Annotated in this window: 21 protein-coding genes; 20 read left to right on the forward strand and 1 reads right to left on the reverse strand. The window is 31.6% G+C overall.

Features of this window, described 5'->3' with window-relative positions:
* Window positions 1–392: 392 nt before the first annotated feature.
* The 20 genes from ACWNT5_RS02590 (at window position 393) to ACWNT5_RS02685 (ending at window position 17,144) form a co-directional block, all read left to right on the forward strand.
* Window positions 393–998, forward strand: a complete 606-nt coding sequence (locus ACWNT5_RS02590) for a hypothetical protein (RefSeq protein ID WP_456516504.1) — start codon at window positions 393–395, stop codon at window positions 996–998.
* A 35-nt stretch (window positions 999–1,033) separates the two neighbouring features.
* Window positions 1,034–2,188, forward strand: a complete 1,155-nt coding sequence (locus tag ACWNT5_RS02595; protein ID WP_456516505.1) for a hypothetical protein — start codon at window positions 1,034–1,036, stop codon at window positions 2,186–2,188.
* A 542-nt stretch (window positions 2,189–2,730) separates the two neighbouring features.
* Window positions 2,731–4,707, forward strand: a complete 1,977-nt coding sequence (locus ACWNT5_RS02600) for a TraM recognition domain-containing protein (RefSeq protein ID WP_456516506.1) — start codon at window positions 2,731–2,733, stop codon at window positions 4,705–4,707.
* Between the two features lie 34 nt (window positions 4,708–4,741).
* The gene (locus tag ACWNT5_RS02605; RefSeq protein WP_456516507.1) at window positions 4,742–5,275 is read left to right on the forward strand and encodes a M23 family metallopeptidase; all 534 of its coding nucleotides are present in this window, start codon (window positions 4,742–4,744) and stop codon (window positions 5,273–5,275) included.
* A gap of 36 nt (window positions 5,276–5,311) precedes the next feature.
* The gene (gene traM / locus ACWNT5_RS02610; protein ID WP_456516508.1) at window positions 5,312–6,523 is read left to right on the forward strand and encodes a conjugative transposon protein TraM; all 1,212 of its coding nucleotides are present in this window, start codon (window positions 5,312–5,314) and stop codon (window positions 6,521–6,523) included.
* Between the two features lies 1 nt (window position 6,524).
* Window positions 6,525–8,873: a TraG family conjugative transposon ATPase gene (locus tag ACWNT5_RS02615; RefSeq protein WP_456516509.1), complete on the forward strand. Its 2,349-nt coding sequence runs from the start codon at window positions 6,525–6,527 to the stop codon at window positions 8,871–8,873.
* 12 nt (window positions 8,874–8,885) lie between these two features.
* Window positions 8,886–9,731: a DUF4138 domain-containing protein gene (locus ACWNT5_RS02620; RefSeq protein ID WP_456516510.1), complete on the forward strand. Its 846-nt coding sequence runs from the start codon at window positions 8,886–8,888 to the stop codon at window positions 9,729–9,731.
* 2 nt (window positions 9,732–9,733) lie between these two features.
* Window positions 9,734–10,249, forward strand: a complete 516-nt coding sequence (locus ACWNT5_RS02625) for a hypothetical protein (RefSeq protein WP_456516511.1) — start codon at window positions 9,734–9,736, stop codon at window positions 10,247–10,249.
* A gap of 10 nt (window positions 10,250–10,259) precedes the next feature.
* Window positions 10,260–10,865, forward strand: a complete 606-nt coding sequence (locus ACWNT5_RS02630; protein WP_456516512.1) for a hypothetical protein — start codon at window positions 10,260–10,262, stop codon at window positions 10,863–10,865.
* An 87-nt stretch (window positions 10,866–10,952) separates the two neighbouring features.
* Window positions 10,953–11,492: a hypothetical protein gene (locus ACWNT5_RS02635; protein ID WP_299603963.1), complete on the forward strand. Its 540-nt coding sequence runs from the start codon at window positions 10,953–10,955 to the stop codon at window positions 11,490–11,492.
* A 30-nt stretch (window positions 11,493–11,522) separates the two neighbouring features.
* Window positions 11,523–12,068 (forward strand): hypothetical protein, encoded by a 546-nt coding sequence (locus ACWNT5_RS02640; protein WP_456516513.1) that lies wholly within the window; start codon window positions 11,523–11,525, stop codon window positions 12,066–12,068.
* The gene (locus ACWNT5_RS02645; protein ID WP_299604001.1) at window positions 12,055–12,636 is read left to right on the forward strand and encodes a hypothetical protein; all 582 of its coding nucleotides are present in this window, start codon (window positions 12,055–12,057) and stop codon (window positions 12,634–12,636) included. Before ACWNT5_RS02640 ends, ACWNT5_RS02645 begins: the two co-directional genes overlap by 14 nt.
* A 16-nt stretch (window positions 12,637–12,652) precedes the next feature.
* Entirely contained in the window at window positions 12,653–13,552 is a 900-nt protein-coding gene (locus tag ACWNT5_RS02650; RefSeq protein ID WP_456516514.1) for a hypothetical protein, read from the forward strand.
* Window positions 13,553–13,562: 10 nt separating this feature from the next.
* Window positions 13,563–13,844, forward strand: a complete 282-nt coding sequence (locus ACWNT5_RS02655) for a hypothetical protein (RefSeq protein WP_456516515.1) — start codon at window positions 13,563–13,565, stop codon at window positions 13,842–13,844.
* A gap of 44 nt (window positions 13,845–13,888) precedes the next feature.
* On the forward strand, window positions 13,889–14,269 hold the full coding sequence (locus ACWNT5_RS02660) for a hypothetical protein (RefSeq protein ID WP_456516516.1): 381 nt from the start codon (window positions 13,889–13,891) through the stop codon (window positions 14,267–14,269).
* A 217-nt stretch (window positions 14,270–14,486) separates the two neighbouring features.
* The gene (locus ACWNT5_RS02665) at window positions 14,487–15,113 is read left to right on the forward strand and encodes a VirB8/TrbF family protein (protein WP_456516517.1); all 627 of its coding nucleotides are present in this window, start codon (window positions 14,487–14,489) and stop codon (window positions 15,111–15,113) included.
* Between the two features lie 11 nt (window positions 15,114–15,124).
* On the forward strand, window positions 15,125–15,550 hold the full coding sequence (locus tag ACWNT5_RS02670) for a PH domain-containing protein (RefSeq protein ID WP_456516518.1): 426 nt from the start codon (window positions 15,125–15,127) through the stop codon (window positions 15,548–15,550).
* A gap of 21 nt (window positions 15,551–15,571) precedes the next feature.
* A complete protein-coding gene (locus tag ACWNT5_RS02675; RefSeq protein ID WP_456516519.1) occupies window positions 15,572–16,156 on the forward strand; it encodes a LytR/AlgR family response regulator transcription factor in 585 nt (194 codons plus the stop codon).
* 44 nt (window positions 16,157–16,200) lie between these two features.
* Window positions 16,201–16,323, forward strand: coding sequence for a hypothetical protein (locus ACWNT5_RS02680; RefSeq protein WP_456516520.1), 123 nt, complete (start codon window positions 16,201–16,203; stop codon window positions 16,321–16,323).
* 146 nt (window positions 16,324–16,469) lie between these two features.
* Window positions 16,470–17,144 (forward strand): hypothetical protein, encoded by a 675-nt coding sequence (locus ACWNT5_RS02685; RefSeq protein ID WP_456516521.1) that lies wholly within the window; start codon window positions 16,470–16,472, stop codon window positions 17,142–17,144.
* Window positions 17,145–17,252: 108 nt separating this feature from the next.
* Here ACWNT5_RS02685 and ACWNT5_RS02690 read toward each other — a convergent pair whose 3' ends face one another.
* Window positions 17,253–17,537, reverse strand: a complete 285-nt coding sequence (locus ACWNT5_RS02690; protein WP_456516522.1) for a hypothetical protein — start codon at window positions 17,535–17,537, stop codon at window positions 17,253–17,255.
* Between the last annotated feature and the right edge of the window lie 120 nt (window positions 17,538–17,657).

Consider the following 17,657-nt stretch of genomic DNA (forward strand, 5'->3'; position numbering starts at 1 on the left):
CGTATATTAGAACTTTGTATAACTTAAAAAAAGGCTTCATTACTGAAGCCTTTTTTATTTTCAAAATATTAAAATACTATAGCTAAAAGCTTTGGATTTTATTTTCCTGACCTTATCCTAATTTTACCATTCCTCGCTTCTCTTTTTTCATGCTCTTATCATAACCTTCTTTTGTAGGGTACATAAATTTTGGAGTACCATCTATTACACTAAACTTACCATCTATTGATTACGTGTTCTAATGAAGGTAAATCTCTAGTTAAATTGGCAACCATAATATAAAAAGTTAGTGCCCTAACCTTTTTATGGTTTGTAGTTAGCACGAAAATCAAAAAAATAACAATCCCCTGGAAAGAGAAACATCCATAATAAGATTAAACCTGATTCGTGATATGATCTTGGAATCTATTGCTAACAGATACCAAAAAGAAATTGAACGTGCCCTGCAACGTAATCAAGAACAATACACAGCTATGTTACTTAACACTATAGTATCTGTTCAGGATAAAGTAGTCACTCAATTACATCAGGATCTTACACCATTGGCACGCCAAAAGATAGTTACTGATCATGTAGAAAGTAATCATCTAAATACATATCAAGCAAATTTTATAAATGAAATAGTTGTAGCATCTAGCGATCAGCTATCGATGTCCCAAAAACTAGAAAATGCATATAAAGCCACTAAAGAATTTATAGAAGAGCACCAACAAGGTTTCAGCAAAGAAGAGATACAAAAACTAATCAAGGAAAACCTTTTGGCGCAACCGCTATCAAAAGAAGCATCAAAATTTCTTACGGCTGCATCAGATAACACTATAGAAAATGTATACAAATCGTTAAATAAATTTCAACAAAATGGAGAAACCTACACCCGTGATATGTTGTCTCAGCTTACGCAATTACCAAAAGGGAAAAGGAATGAAGCACCCAAACCATTAAACGAAAATAAATTGAAGCAAAACAATCAAAAACCCAAAAAGAACCCTCGAATTTGAAATAACAACAGTTAAAAATTTAAAAAAACATATACATGTGGCTACCAAAAAACTTAGGAATTGATGAGCTTTTGATAAAAAAGTCAAAAGGAAGAATAACTCGAGAAGATCTAAACCAACTTCATAAATATGACTTTAAACTTGCAGAAATGCAAGGCGATGATGTGGTTGGAATAGCTAATAATCGGAATTTATTAAATAGGGTTGATCTGGTGTTGCAAACTATAACAAAAGAGGAATTACGACAGTTATTTTATAAACAGGAAACTACAAAAGCAGGAAAAGTTTTTCGTTCGTTACGAAAAAGGACACTCACAGACGAGGAAACAATAGATGCTATCAATGTTGATAGACATCGAGAACATTTGAGTGAATCCATAAGATCATTAGACCAGGAAATAAAACAAAAAGAAAGAGTAATTCCTCAAGATAATGAAGCTCTTACTAAACTTGAAAATAACATTAAAGATAAGGAAAGTAAAAAAGCTCAATTGATAGCAGAGCATAATTTAAGTGATGATCAATTAAAAGTGCTATTGCAAGAACGGCTTAGAAACAATCCAAAACCCTGGGATGATAGAACTGCTATTAATAATGCTGATAAAAAAAGAAAAGATCGTGATAAAAAACACTCCTCCAACATTGGAAGATTAGGTCTTAATACCGGTATGGGCGTAGGTACCATAATCGGAGCTCTTACCGCTGGTGAGTCAGCAACTGCGGCGGCTGTTATAACTGCAGCTTCTATTGGTGCCGCGTTTGGGGGCATCTTCGGTATGCTAGTGGTGGCAATCCCTTTATCCTATTGGCTAGTAAGAGATTACATACCAAGAAGCAAAGCAAAAAGACAAGCCAAATTAGTAAAAAAATTGATTAAAGAAAGAACTAAACGAGAAAATAGGCAAAGAGAATTGGACCATGAAATAGGGGCTTTACGAAACGACCACGGAAATCATCTAGCAATTCAGCAGATGAAAGAATATGGTGTACTACCGCCACCGCCACCGCTTGAATTAGAACAAGGAATGGGAACGAGGCAAAATAATATTAATGAAACATTATTATTAACTAAACAACAAATTAGGTCGTTTATTAATGTTAATCGTGATGAAAAAACAACCAATAAAAAACAAAAGAAACCAGAAGGTTACAAACCTGGAAGACGCCACAAACCAATCAAGTTTGGATAACTTTACATTGCTTGAATGATCATGATTAAATTAGCATTCTAATAGACACAAATAATAGTGCCTGAAAGTATTCTTCAAAACTTTTATAATCTATATACCAAGTTTTAAAATGTTTGAATTCTCATAGGAAAGTAAACAATCAAATGAAAGGCAAAACCTAAAACAGAGCACATAATACACAAGCCTTAATACTATAAATATTGTTTCGTGCAAACTTTAAAATGATATTTATGGTAATTCCAAAAAATAAAACTCCTTGATTTTATAGAAAATTATTATTCCATATCCCGATTTACGTCTTGTTATCCTGTAATGACCTGATATTACTGATACATAACACCAATATCCCGTCTTAAATGGGAAAAAGGCATATTAACTAAGTGTAAAGTAAACATTAAGAGCATATTTTTTAATAAAAGTGTCCCGCTTTTGTCTCACCTAAAATCCCAGATGCACATGCGATTTTATCTAGGTTTGCCCCAGTTATGATAAGCAATAACACATTGATTCATAAAAGTTCAATTTGAAAAAAACTATGACACATGAAGGACAGTAAACTTTCTATAGATATGATCATATTAGTTACCATGCTGCTATGTATTTGTATTCTGGGTGTTGATGTATATACGTATTATCTAGATGATTTTACCAAACATGGAATATCATCGAAATATCTGAATAACCTTATTTATAAGCTATATAAAGAAGCTCCTATTTTCGAACACTCTTTTTTTAATCGAAGCATTGTTCTTTCTATTTTTTCTTTTGCTTCTTTTGGGTTTCATGTGAAAAAAAAGCCAGAAGGAGATGCGCAGCATATGCAATATTACATAACACTAATCATAGGTGCTCTCCTATTTATTCTAAGTGCTGAATTTCCTATTTCTTTAATTCCACACCTGATTGTAACGACTGTATCTCTAGTTGGATTTATCTGGGCCTTATTTATGATCCGAAGACATTTTAATTATTTCGGAAGTAAAGACGAGTTTAATGATGAAAACCTCGTTTTTAAACAAGAAAAAGGGGTAATGGATAATAAATATTCGGTGAATTTTAAAACCGATAACGGATATATTAATGTAGTAAATCCTTTTAGAGCTACGATGGTTCTTGGCACACCAGGTTCTGGTAAGTCTTATTCGGTAATAGAAGAGTATATAAGACAACATATTAAAAAGCAGTTCTCTATGTTGGTTTATGATTTTAAATTCCCATCACTAGCCAAAGAGACCTATGCCTTCTATGAATACTACAAAAAACAATTTAACATTGAACCTACGTTTAACGTAATCTCACTTGATGACATTGAGAAATCTTGTTTTGTAAATCCTATCAGTCCAGATCTCATACGTAAAGCTGCGGATGCAATAGAAGCTTCCCAAACGGTACTTTATAACTTAAATAAGGAATGGATAACCAAAAAAGACTTTTTTGCTCAATCTGCAATCTCTTATTTTGCTTCCTGCATCTATTTCTTAAAGATTTATGAAAACGGAAAATACTGCACATTACCACATGCAATAACTTTGGCATCTTGTTCAGACGAAAAAGTATTTAGAATTCTTGGTTCTTATCCAGAACTAAAGTTTTTTATGACTCCTTTTGCGGATGCATTAGAAAAACAAGCTTATGAACAATTGTCTGGTCAAACCGCTTCTGCCAGAATTCCCCTATCACAGCTTGCAACAAAAGAACTTTTTTGGGTAATGGGAAACAATATATATCCAGAAATTAATGTATCTCTAAGTATAAATGACCCCGAGAAACCTTCGATTTTGGTACTGGCAAATTCACCTGCCACTCAAACTACCAATTCACCTGCTTTAGGTCTTATTGCTACACAATTACTGAAAGAGATTAATACTCAGAAACGTCAACCCTGTTCTGTTATTATTGATGAGTTACCTACCATGTATTTTATGGGATTAGATAATCTTATCGCTACCGCGAGGTCTAATAAAATTTCTACAACCATTGGTATGCAGGATCTAGAGCAATTAAAAAGAGATTATGGGAATGAAGTAGCCGCAACGATATTCAACATTGTCGGTAACATTTTCAGTGGATCTGTAAGAAGTGAAACTGCTTCTAAACTACAGGAGATTTTTGGTAAAAAGAAACAAAAACTAAAGAATGTGAATGTAGATACGAGCAGTACTTCATATACCATTAATGAAAATCTGGAATACGCAATTCCAGTCTCCACTATTTCACAATTATCACAAGGAGAATTTGTAGGAGTCGTAGCAGATAATTTTGGTGAAGAAATTACCCGAAAAATATTTAGAGGAAAAATAAAAGTTGATACTCGCCAAGACCAAGTTAAAAAACCAATTCCAAAAACCATTGGAGAAGACAATGATATTGAAAAATTACTTGATGGCAATTTTAATCGAATTGTAGTCGAGATAGACAATCTAATTGATGAAGAATTGTCAAAATTTAGTGAAACACTACAAGGGCAGGATAATGACGATAATCAAAATGATCTTATTAATGAAACCATGAATTCTTAAAAACCATTAAACATCACACCTTCAATCATCTCTCATGAATATCAAACTAATATATACGGTACTAATGGTATTTGCTTTTGGATTTTTATGCAAGGCTCAAGAAACCCAGAAAAAAACAACCAAAATACCTGTCAAAAATATTCCAATCTATTTTCCTTTAAAAAAGAAAGATTTCATAAAAGTATCTTCTCCTTTTGGTTACAGGAAACATCCAATTCACTTAGAAACCAAAATGCATTCTGGAATTGATTTGGTTGCACCAAAAGGAACTGCGGTATTGGCTACTGCTGCTGGGATTGTAGAAAACTCTTGCTTTAAAAAAGGATATGGTAACTGTATTACCATACATCATTTATCATCTGTAAAAACCGTGTACGCTCATTTATGGATAAATCTGGCCAAAAAGGGCGATATCGTATCCCAAGGGCAAGTTATTGGATTTGTAGGAGATACCGGAATAACGACTGGACCTCATTTACACTACGAGATACATATCAACAATCAAAAAATTGATCCAGTATCTGTATGGAAATATATCCTAAAAAATCAAACCAAAGACAAAGTATAAAACCTATCACCTTTCATACAAAACATTTTATAAACCATGGACAAAAAAAAGAAAACTATTGTTGCTATTGTTGGAGTAGGTTGCATAGTACTCTTAACAGTGTTATTGAAAATAATCATCTTCCCTTCTAGTCAAGCTCAAAAAAGAAAAAATCAATTATCGATTAGTACTCCTAAAGTAGATGAGCAAAAAATAAAACCTAAATCAAAAATAGAAGAGTACGAAAGAGAGTCTTTTGACAACATAGAAAGAAGCGATGTGGTTAAAGGATTGGGGAATGTCGAGAAAGAACAAGAAGAAAATATAATGAATGAATCTCTTATCATAGGAGATGAAACAGAAACTAGGGACAAATTACCCGAAATTTTAAAGAATACAAGAAGGAAACAACCTAATTACGGAAATCAATCTACCCCTTCTTTTCGTCCAGAACCTGTTAATGATGAAATACAACAACTCATGGAGCTACAAGAACAGTTAATGGCACAGTCCATGGAGCAGGTTTCTCCTAATGGAAATTATACAGATATAGAAGATATTCAAAAATTAATGGAAACCTATAGCGAAATTACTCAGGCTTCGCAACAAAATCAAACTGGTATTGGAGGGCTTGCTGTTAATCAACTAACACCCGAAAAAATAACAGAAATAAGTACAAATGTTAGTGAAAAAATCGCTGGGCAAATTCAATCTAAATTCAAACAACAAAATTATTTCCACGGTGCTGGATCAGGTTCCGACAAGGATGAAGTTTTAGGACTTATCCCTGCTGAGACTGTGGATCAAGGAATTCTTGTTCAAGGAAGTACAATAGCAATCAGAACAAAAAAAGAAGTCCGTCTTACGAATCCAGCAGTTTTAATTCCAAAAGGTGCAATCGTATATGGTAGAATATCCTTTGGTACAAATCGCTTATTAATTGATATCAATAGCTATAAGGACAGAGATCAGCTTTATATTCTGGATTTCAGTCTTTTTGACTTCGATGGGGTTGAAGGAATTCATCTCGGGAATCGTACATGGCCTAAAATGCCTGGACAAGTTGCAAAAGATGTATACAACTATGCATATCAAAAGGGAACTCAAGCAGCTACTTTCGGCAATAATGATTCTGGAGTAAATCTAGATGAAGCCAAAGATATTGCTATACTCTCTGCTACTAAAGAAGCTGGTAAAGAAGCCTTTGACAAACGAAGAGTTTTTATGCCAAAGAAATATCATTTATGGTTTAATATAAACACTAAATAAGATGAATAATGAATCTTTACATAAGGTTTTCCCTATCTACGCGGTAGAAAATGACTTGATCATTTCAAAAAATGGAGATATCACAGTAGGTTATAAACTACAACTACCACAAATTTATTCATTAGATAAAGAGAGTATTAACCGAATCAATCAGTTATTTGACAAAATCATCCGTTCTCTTCCAGAGAATACCATTATTCAAAAACAAGATTATTTTTTCGTTGATAAAATAAAAGAAGCAGTAACCCAAGGAGATCAAATGCTTTCCAGAAGTGATAACAAATTCTTTTATGAGAAACCTACTCTTAGTCATGAATGCTATTTATTTATTACCAAAGATTCTAAGAATAAAATAAGCTTAACAAGCAATACAAAGTTGTATCAAAAATATATGGATGAGGTTAACGACTTTCTGAAAGTTGTAAATACCAGTATTTCATTTTTGGCAAAAGAAGAGTTTTTTGAAGTGAATTCTCTGGATTCTGAAACGATTATAAACATACTTGGCAAGTATATTTCATTATCTGCCGAAGGACAGCAATCATTAAAAGATTTGTTTTTTGATAAACGCTTACAAGTGGGCGAAAAAATAGCTGAAATGTACACTATTACTTCCTACAATCAATTACCCCTATCTATAGAAACCACCAAAAAAAATATAGATTTCTCTACACAGAGAACCGATTTTCAGATTCCATTTATACAACCTGTTTGTCTTGGTCTAGAATGTAATCATATTTATAATCAGGTAATCTTTATTGATAATTCCGAAAAGGTATTTTCAAAACTTAAAACAAAACTAAATCAGTTTAAAAGTTTAGCCATTTTATCCAAAGAAAATGAGGTTACCTATGATCAGATTGATCAATTGGTGAATAATGTAATTGAAAAGGAATTGCGTTTTGTGTACCAGCACTTTAATATCATTTTATGGGATACCGAAGAGGATAAGTTAGAAAACCATAAAAATCAACTAGAGAATGCATTTAAAGAATTATCCATTACACCTTATCAAATAAAGCATTCTTTAAAAGATCTTTTTATGGCTAATGTTCCTGGAGCCTGTGCTACAATTCCCGAGATATACAAGTTTATTGGTATCTCCGAACAAACACCAGTCTTCCTCAATTTTGAAAGTTATTATCAGGGTAATAAGGACGGAATACTACTCACTGATCGTAAAAATGGAGCTCCAGTTCGGTTAGATCTATGGATAGAACCTGTAAAAAGAGGATTAATTGTAAATAGAAATCGTTTAATCTTTGGTCCATCTGGTACGGGTAAATCATTTTTGATCAATCATATTGCTAGTCAGTATTATGAGCAAGGACATCATATTGTAATGATTGATATTGGTAATTCTTATAAAAAACTGTGCAATTTGGTAAAAGGACAATATTACGCTTACGATCCAGATGTACCTTTGGAATTCAACCCATTTCATTTTAATCATATTGATGAAGTTAATAATGACAAAAAGATATTCTTAACCTCACTTATCATCTTTTTGTGGAAAGGTGAAGACCCTTTTAGAAGAGAAGAAAAGCAAGTAATCGGTTTATATCTGGACGCATATTATGAGATATTTAAGCATGAAGACGATGCTTATCCTTGCATGGCTTCATTCTATGAGTTTGTGGATAAAAATGAAGTAATGGATAATGAGGAAAAGTATTTTGATAAAATAAGTTTTCAACTCTCCTTACGCGATTTCTATGATGGAAAATATCATAAAATACTCAACTCCGAAACTCCTATAGATCTGGTACAAGAACGATTTATTGTTTTTGAAATGGACAATATCAAGGACCATCCTGTATTATTCCCATTAGTAACTATGCTATGTATTGATGTAGTTATGAGTAAAATCAGAAAAATTCCTGAAGCAAAAAAATCCATTTTCATTGATGAATGTTGGAAACCTATTTCTAAAGGAGAAATGGCTCAGTTTATCAAATATTTATACAAAACTGTACGTAAATTTTATGGAGAAGTAGCTATTGCAACTCAGGATGTAGAGGATATTCTGGATACACCTGCAGGACCAGCTATGATCAACAATACAGATACGATGATTCTTTTATCACATAAAAAGAAAATGGCTACTAAAGATAAGTTTGCCCAATATCTTTCATTTAGTGAATCAGATTTAGAGAAACTGTTTTCCACAGATAAACGAGAAGTTTTTATAAAAGTTGGAAGTGTTTCTAATGTATATAAAGTGAGTGTATCACCAGAACGATATGCCTGTTATTCTTCTAATGCAGATGAAAACAAGATCATTTTTGACACCTATCACAAGCAAAAAAACATGGAACTAGCATTAACTGAATTTGTAGAGACACTTTAAAAACAAACATCAATGAAAAAACAAATCACTTTCATAGTCGGCTTGACCTTACTGACTTGCAACACTATATACTGTCAAAAAAATTTAGTCCCATTATATGAACAAGATACGCTAGAAGTATCGGATATAAAGACTACCCATCTTTTGTTTGACCAAAAAATTAAATACCTAGATGTTGGATCTCCTTATTTCGTGGCAGATACCACACAACAAATGATTAGGCTAAAACATATAGGAGAAGAATTAGTAGATGTAAGAAGTCAAATATCCAACCTAACGGTAATTACTGAAGATGGCGGCTACTATTCTATAGTACTAGGGTTTAATAGGTTTTCTAATAATCTAACTTATAAAGTAAAAAGAACTAAAGCCTATGTAGATGTAGTAAAAAAAGAAGCTAACAAGGATAAAGAAGAATCTGCTATTTTAGAATCTATATGCAAACAACTGGATCGCCATAGCAATAACAAACTACGCATTAAGAACGGAAAGTCTGGTGATATCAGAATTCGTGTTACTGGAATTTTTTATATCAAAGAAAAAATCGGATTACGTCTTGAACTAAAAAATGAATCTCCTATAGACTTTGATATCGACCATTTTTTGTTTCGAACCAAGTTACGTAAACGATTTACCAAAGACTATTTATACCAGGAACGTGTCATACAGCCAATTAATATCTGTACAGACGATTTTGAAATCATTGGCGAAGGTCAAAAAAAAGTAACCTTATTATTTGACAAATTCATGCTCAACGAAAAGGAAAAACTATCTGTTGACATTTTTGAAGAGAACGGAGGAAGATCTGCAACGCTGAACATTTCCAGAGAAGAACTATTAAAACCTAAAGTAATTTAATAATGAAAAAGCTACTCATATCTCTAATGGTTATATGCACTTACAATCTTAGTTCTGCACAGATACCATATTTCGATATTCCCGGTCTTATTTCCAGAAACTTTGAAGCTAATAATGCTCAAAACTTACAGCGACAATCTTTAAGAACTAATCTAGGTTTTACGGCAGCGGCAGCCACAGCAGGTCTAGAAAAACCTTCGAGAGTACGATTTAATTCTGGAATCACAAGTCTGGTCTACATCAATTACTTTGAATACAACACCATGTGCAACAGTTATATAAATCCTTTTAAAAAAAGTAAATGTCAGAACAAGTATAACTATTTAAGAAATGCACATCAAAAAGTCTTATTACTAGCCACCACACCCACGTTAAATCAGGTTAATCGTGGTGTGCAAGAGCAGATCACAGAAAAATACATTCATATAACCAACACTATTTTAAAAGAACTAGAAACTCTAAAAATACAAGTAGAAAAAGATAATTTTTATACACGGCTTTTGTTCGATAATCCTTAAAAATCTAATCATGAAAATAATCTATCAATTATGTATCCTCGTACTTTTTAGTATTCAGGTTGGGTATGGTCAATTTATTCATCTTCATACCCATATTAATAATAACGATGCACAAACCAGAGCAAAATTATCACGCTTGATTACTATTCTAGGGATTAGAAATACCACATTAACTACTGTTAACAGCCAATTATCAAGAGCTTTAGTAAGTCATCAAACTCAACTTAATTTACAATACCGACGAAACCCACTTTTCGACAAACGGAATGAATTTATTGCTAGTTCTTTAGGAACATCATTACTAAATCTAGGAACTTCGGAGATAGCGAATAGTCCTCTCCCGTATATGACTAAAGAAAAAAGAGAATATATGAAGGAAGCAAATATGGATCTTGCTCTTTTACTTGCATTACAATATATAAGTACTTCAAAAATCAAATCCTCCAAAAGACAAGAAATTTATCGTCTGCGTAGTAAACTTCTCAGAGAATTTTCTAAAAACGGAAGAGATGCTAGACAATCGCTTTTCCTATCTGCAGCAGGACTCTCAGTTCTTAACTATGAAGAGTTTCTAGAATTGTACAAATACTTAAAACTTATTCAAATTACCATGTAAGGTAAGTAAATAAGCTTAACGAATAAAAATGGTTTTAGACGAAATCCTATTTATGATGAACATACTTCTTTCTAAAAACAACTAACAATGAAAACTAAAAAATGGTTAACAATTTTATTCATTCTATGCTCAGTTGTATTAAATGCACAAAGCTTTCCTTTTCTTACGGATCCAGGATCATTAACTGGCTCTGGTGTATCTACAGGACTATATTCCGGTTCTACAACCGCAGAGAGAAATACACTTAGAAGGATATCAGGATTTAATGCAGACTACGGAAAACGATTAACCTATCTCGTTACTTCTGCTGTGATCTCTAATAAAATAAGAGATGAAATTTTTGTTTCTTTTAATAGGTATTATGATTTAAAACGCAGAAATGAGTCACTATCTTTTTTTAACTATTCCAAGAGAAAGGAAAATCAAAAAATGCTAAAATTCATTGAGAAAATGCTTATTAACACGCAAAAAGCATTGCTAACTCAAAGTAGTATTAATGTTATTTATGGAGAAAAGCTAAATCTATTTCAAAATACGATGAAGTCTTTAACAGAAATACATAGATCCATGGATATTGTAGAAGACAATATTGATCGCAGTAAACTCCTTCATAATTTTTTCAACTAAAAAATGCAAACTAATAGATCAAGAATACTCATGAAACTCATACTAACTTGTATCACCTTTTTACTCATGTTCAATTTGGCAAATGCACAAATAACAATAAGTTGGACGGTTCCAGGGTGGTCTCCAGACTTATTATCACAGTCCTCTTATAACCGCATTAATTTAATTAACGGAACATTAAATACTCAAGAGTTAGCAAGAGCTGGTAGTACAAGAATATTTACTGATCCTATAAACGATCAATTAACAGAGTTGACTAGTTATAATCCAGCTTTTGGGATTCAATTAGTATCTCTTAAAAACTTTATCAGCGGATCTACTTTTAGCAGTGTAACTGGATATAATAGCTACGGGTATATAAAGAAAAAATATCCTTTGAATCCTGCCTTCGGCAATGATACTTTTAAGAATGGTGTCATTCAACTAAGATTTAAGCGTAAACTAGAATCCGAAAGTCAAAAACTTAGCGACTACCTTAATCCTATAAATCCTATCCCAGAAGGTGAACGTGTATTACTAATACTTACAGCATTAGAAAATGTAATCAATCTAACACTAGAAAATGAAACCTATTAAACTTGTTATCGTTTTACTACTATCTAACTACTGGATGCTGGCACAAACACATTCAGAGAGTATTGCTGATGCTTTTGTTGCTGGTCAAAAAGCTACCATTAACGCAATGCTTGGTTATGAACTATCCCAAAGAAACCTGCAAACTGCTCTTTTAAAAGGGTTAGAAGAAACAGAGGAAAGCTATAATTCAAAAAGAACATTTTCTGCTTCAAATATTGGAGCTAATTCATTGATCATTTATGCGGCACAAAAAGAAATTCAATTTCTAGAACAAAAGATAAGAGATATACGTGCAAATATTAGAATTCTAAAAGTAACTTCTTTTCTATTCGGCTCAGGTTTATCTAGATATGAAAATGAACTAAAAAAAGAAGAGAATTACCTAATGAAAATAAAAAATGAGAATGGCATTATAGCCAGCGGTGTATTCATTAGTGGAGGAACAGGACATGTATACACTTCATATCTAAAACTATTGATAAGGATATCCCCTATTAAAAACAACATACTTAAGATAAATAAAGAAATAAAAGCAAGAATGACTGTGACAAGGATTTTTGCCAGATAATTAAAAAAGATACATCATGTGGGAAATTAGAACAATTTATGAAATCATTGGTCAAATTGATGCCTTTCTGTACGAAGGAAACGGCACAGTATCGGCCCTGGATGGCTATATCGATTATATGCTTACACCTTGTCTTTTATTCGCAGGTGTACTGATGCTTATTTTTGTAAGCATCAAGGTATTCACTTATTTTACAAATCCTTCAAGTAATATGGATCCTTATATTTTGGTTAAACCCATATTAATCTTAGTAGCATTAACATTCTATAAACCTTTAGTCGAATTATTGCTATTCGAACCATCTGAGTTTATTACTAAAATTATCGAAGAAGCTGGGTTAATTGCAACCAATACCGAAACTATCAATAATTTTGATGATATCTGTAATAATTTTCTAACTAATTTTTCTGATACAGTAGATGAAACAGAAATAAATAACATTTTTGATTTAATACAACTCTTCCCTCTGTTTGAGATAATACATTTTTTTATACAAATAGTTGCTTTAGTTGTTGTAGGATACATTATGATGCGTCAGATCATTATGAAGGCTCTTTATTTTATTCTGGGAGTACTAGTTTTACCTCTAGCTTTAATCCCAGGTAATTTTGAAGCCTTAAAGAAATGGTTTTTAGGATTTCTTGGAGTGCTTTTATGGATACCCTTGTTACGCATATTCCAGACGATTCTTTTATTAATTCACAAAGCACCTACACAAGCTTTTGGACAATCTTTATTTGAACTGGTTCTTCAAATTATTATGATTGTTTTTATTCTTCAGGTACCTAAATACGCCAACTTTTTGGTTAGTTCCGGTAGTGAAGCAGGAGAAGGATTAGGATCCGTATTCAGTTCTGCAACAAGCCTTTACTATCTTAAAAACAGTATAAACCCTATTACCAACAGGAAACAATAATCCAATTATTATGGAATATAAAACACCCAAAGTATTAGAGAAAAAACCTGTAATAGCAGGCTTTGATCTAGCAACAATTGTAGTGATTGCAGTATGCTCTATACTCTTTTTATTCACTGTATTTGTTTCATTTCTACTATCGATTGTATTTATCGGAATCGCAGTTGTATTTGTAAAAATTCAAAAAAAATATCCTCAAAAAGGTCAGTTAAGCACCTTATTAAAATACAATTCCAGTATCAAATGTGTACGAATTGAACAGCCCTTAAGATCTCTTTTAAAAACAAAATAAACTCTTTAACTAAATATACAATTACTAAATCAAATTTTAAAACAATGAAAACAATCAAATTAAATCTCTTACAACAACATCTAAATAAATTGAATGTTACATCATTAAAATCCAAAATCAAAACCCCTAAATTGATTTGTACCATTCTTTTAATAGTACTGCATATAGCTCCGGTTTTTGCACAAGATACCGTTGAAGGGCAAATAGCAGAGTGGAGTACTTCTATAAGAGCTATTTTAAATGCTGCTGTTGGGATTTTTTCTATCGGAGGAGGATTTCTAATATTTATTCAATATATGCAAGGAAACGAACAAGCTCAGAAAAACTTTGTTCGATTCATCATGGGATTAGCCATCTTTGGGCTAGTAGCTCTAATAGCCAATATCTTTTTACCAGATGCGGCAGACATAGAAATACAAGACTAATACGCTTAACACCTAATATATACTAACCCATGTAAACTATATAAAGGGTTATTCAGTATTGCTTAGAAAATGATTTGCAGCAAATACCCAGCAAATCTAATTCTATCATATATTCTTGAATTGCTTTTTTTCCCATTAAAGTATCGCAAGTGATATCGATTCATATCTGGATAACCCTTAACGTTTGTAAATAACTAATAGCACAAATTAATACTAAATGGACTTAAAATCATTAAAGAATATTCCAGCAAGTTTCGCTTTAGCAAAAAGAGCACTATTATACTGTTTAATTATCAGTATGATAATTTCTATCGGAAGTCTTGTCTGGGCCTTTGTTACAACAAACAATATAAAAAACACCGCTTTTGTGTTAACAAAAGATGGTCAGGCCGCTATGATGCAAGGAATCTCATTAAATGAAGTGGATGAATTCAGAAAACCAGAAATCATAAATCATATAAAAATGTTTCATGAGTCTTTCTGGGAAATAGACCAATTTAATTACAAAAGACGAATTGATAGAGCCTTATACTTGTCTGGAAGATCAGGTAAGCAATTATTTAAAACATTACAAGCCAATGGTCATCTTGCCAAATTGGTAACAGAAAACCTAACTCAAAAAATAGATATAGACTCTATTAAAGTAAATGATAAGGTAACTCCTTATAAAGCAAGATTCTATGGTAAACTTAGAGTATCCAGAACTGATCAAAAAGTAGAATCTGTGAATGAGTTTAGAGCAAATTTCGTGCTTCATAATGTGGCTAGAACTAATGAAAATCCTCATGGTTTATTAATAGAAAACTATCTTTTAAAATCTAAACCGATTAGTATTCCTAAGTAAAAGATTTAACTATGGAAGTAGAAAATAACATCTGGAAAGGTACACCATCACAGTGGATGAACTTTATGTTTTACATATGCTGTGTTATTTTAATTGTGGTATTTGGGTTAGGATTAATCCTTGCCTTATGGAAGTTTCTAGATACAAAATATAATAAAGTAACGATAACGGATCAGCGAATTATCGAAAAACGAGGAATTCTTTCTATATCAACAAACCAATTAGAACTCTATAGAGTAAAAGATATTAGACTGGAACAACCGCTCATTCTTAGAATATTTGGACTATCTAATATCATTTTAACCACTTCAGATAGTAATGATCCATTATATATTTTAAAAGGAATAGAAGAGGGCAATACATTAACCGAAAAAATAAGGATAGCAGTGGATCGCAGAAGGGATGTTAAAGGAGTTAAAGAATTAGATTTTCATTAAACCTATAAACATAGTAACAATATGAAAACTATTACAGCTATCATCATAGAACAAAACACTCAGGAAGCACAAGAATTAAAGTGTGTTATAGAAAAACAGTGCCCCGATATTTCTATTAGATGTATAAGTAATAATCCAAAAGAAACCAAAAGAGTGATCAACAATACATTTTATGAAATCATCATTTTAGGGTTTCAAACAGGTATTGATTATGCATTTGAAATTTTAGAAGGACTTCCATATGCTATCCATGAAAAAGAATTACTTTTAATTACTACGGAACAAGAACGAACGCTAAAGGTAATAGCAGATTCCTCTATTAACTTTATAACCCGACCTATTGATTCTAAAACTATTGTTGATGCTATAGAGAAAGCAAAACAAAACCTACTAACACAAAAGGATTTCCCTAACATTCCGCCTAATAATATTTCTATACCAAAACCTCTTAATTTATTGGCTATTCCTTCCTCCAATGATATCAAACTATTAAAAATAAGTGACATTCTATATTTAGAATCGGAAGGCCGTTATACAACTTTTCATGCTTCTAAAAACAAAACAGTCGTTTCTAGTACGAATATTGGAGAATATCAAAAAAACTAGTGAACAATAACTTTTTCAGAATACATAACTCATTTTTAGTTAACATGGATAACATAGTTAATGTTCAAAAAAAAGATGGGGTTTATGTAGAAATGAATAATAGAGATATGATTCCTGTAGCAAAAAGAAAAAAAGAATCACTCTTTCAGTTTTTAGGAATAAAATAGAAACTGGTTTTAAAAAGATGTTAGTCGAGAATTCACCGCTTATTACATTAACTTAATCGATCATTCCCTTACCTTAGTCATAGCTTCGTGATAGCGTTACTTTTACTTTTTAATAACATAGAAAATTTCTTAAAAAATAACCTATCATGGGAACAGCACTAGAAAATCAACTAAAAGAGTTATCGAAATCACATGTTTCAATATCCGATGTAGAGCTAGTAATAAATGCATTAAAAAATAAAATTGAAAGTGGTGAATACAAAAATGCTATAGTAAATAGATATAAAAGAAAATACGAAAGACAATATCTAAAAAAGTACAATCTCTATACAAGAATTTGTGAAGAGTATTCAATGAAATGTAGTAGTCTTCAAATTGAGTGTCGAAGAAAATTGAAAAAATCTAAAAAGAGTAAGCACGAACAAATTATAAAATCCTACAATAAACAACTTGATCATTACAAACAATTAATAGATATATATAAACATCATATGAAAGAATATGATAAAAAATTACAAGGTCTAAATAATTTTGGTGAATTCTTCATTATTCCAAAAGGATCCGTTCGTTTAGAAAGATTAAAATACAAGTTTACTATCCAAAGGTTAACGTATATTATTCTGAAAAAAAGGCTACGAAAGACTTTATCTAAAAGCGAAGCTAAACCAAATAAAGGTCGTTCTCAACAAAATTACCTAAATTCTGCACTGGCTAATAATATGACCACGATTCCTTCAAGATCTTTTTCAGAAAAAAACAGTGGATATCAAAAAGTTGGTTCATTCTCTAAAAATAAAAGTAGTAGTTTTCGAATCGGCTAAATATTACTAATAGAAAGTAACTCCCCATTAAAAAATATCTTTCTAATTCTTATCCAAAAAAACTGATGACAAAAAAGAAAATACTGTACTATTTTTTTCCTATAAACTTTATCTAGATAATTTAGACTTATGTATTTTCTTTTTTGCTTTTCTTATCAGATTTTGCTGGCGAACGATGCTTCCTTTTTGTACAATCTTTTGATCATAAAAAGGTAAGCTTTTCTGCAATTCTATATAATGATCCAGTCTTTTCTTATTTATTAGATCTTCTGAGCTTTTGGGTTTTACTACACTATCAATTTTATGGTACTTTTTATCTCTTTTTTTCTTTTTCCTATTATTTTCATTGATTGATGAAATTTCCTTCCACATCATTTGAATAAACTTTTTCATAAAATCATTATCTAAAACTCATTAAAGCATAGTGTTATAAAAAATTAGATCTTAACTATAGTAACTTTTCAGGAATATAAACTAGTCTTATTTTGTTATGTAAAAAGATATCTAAAAATC

It is taken from the genome of Aquimarina sp. 433, from assembly GCF_054054605.1.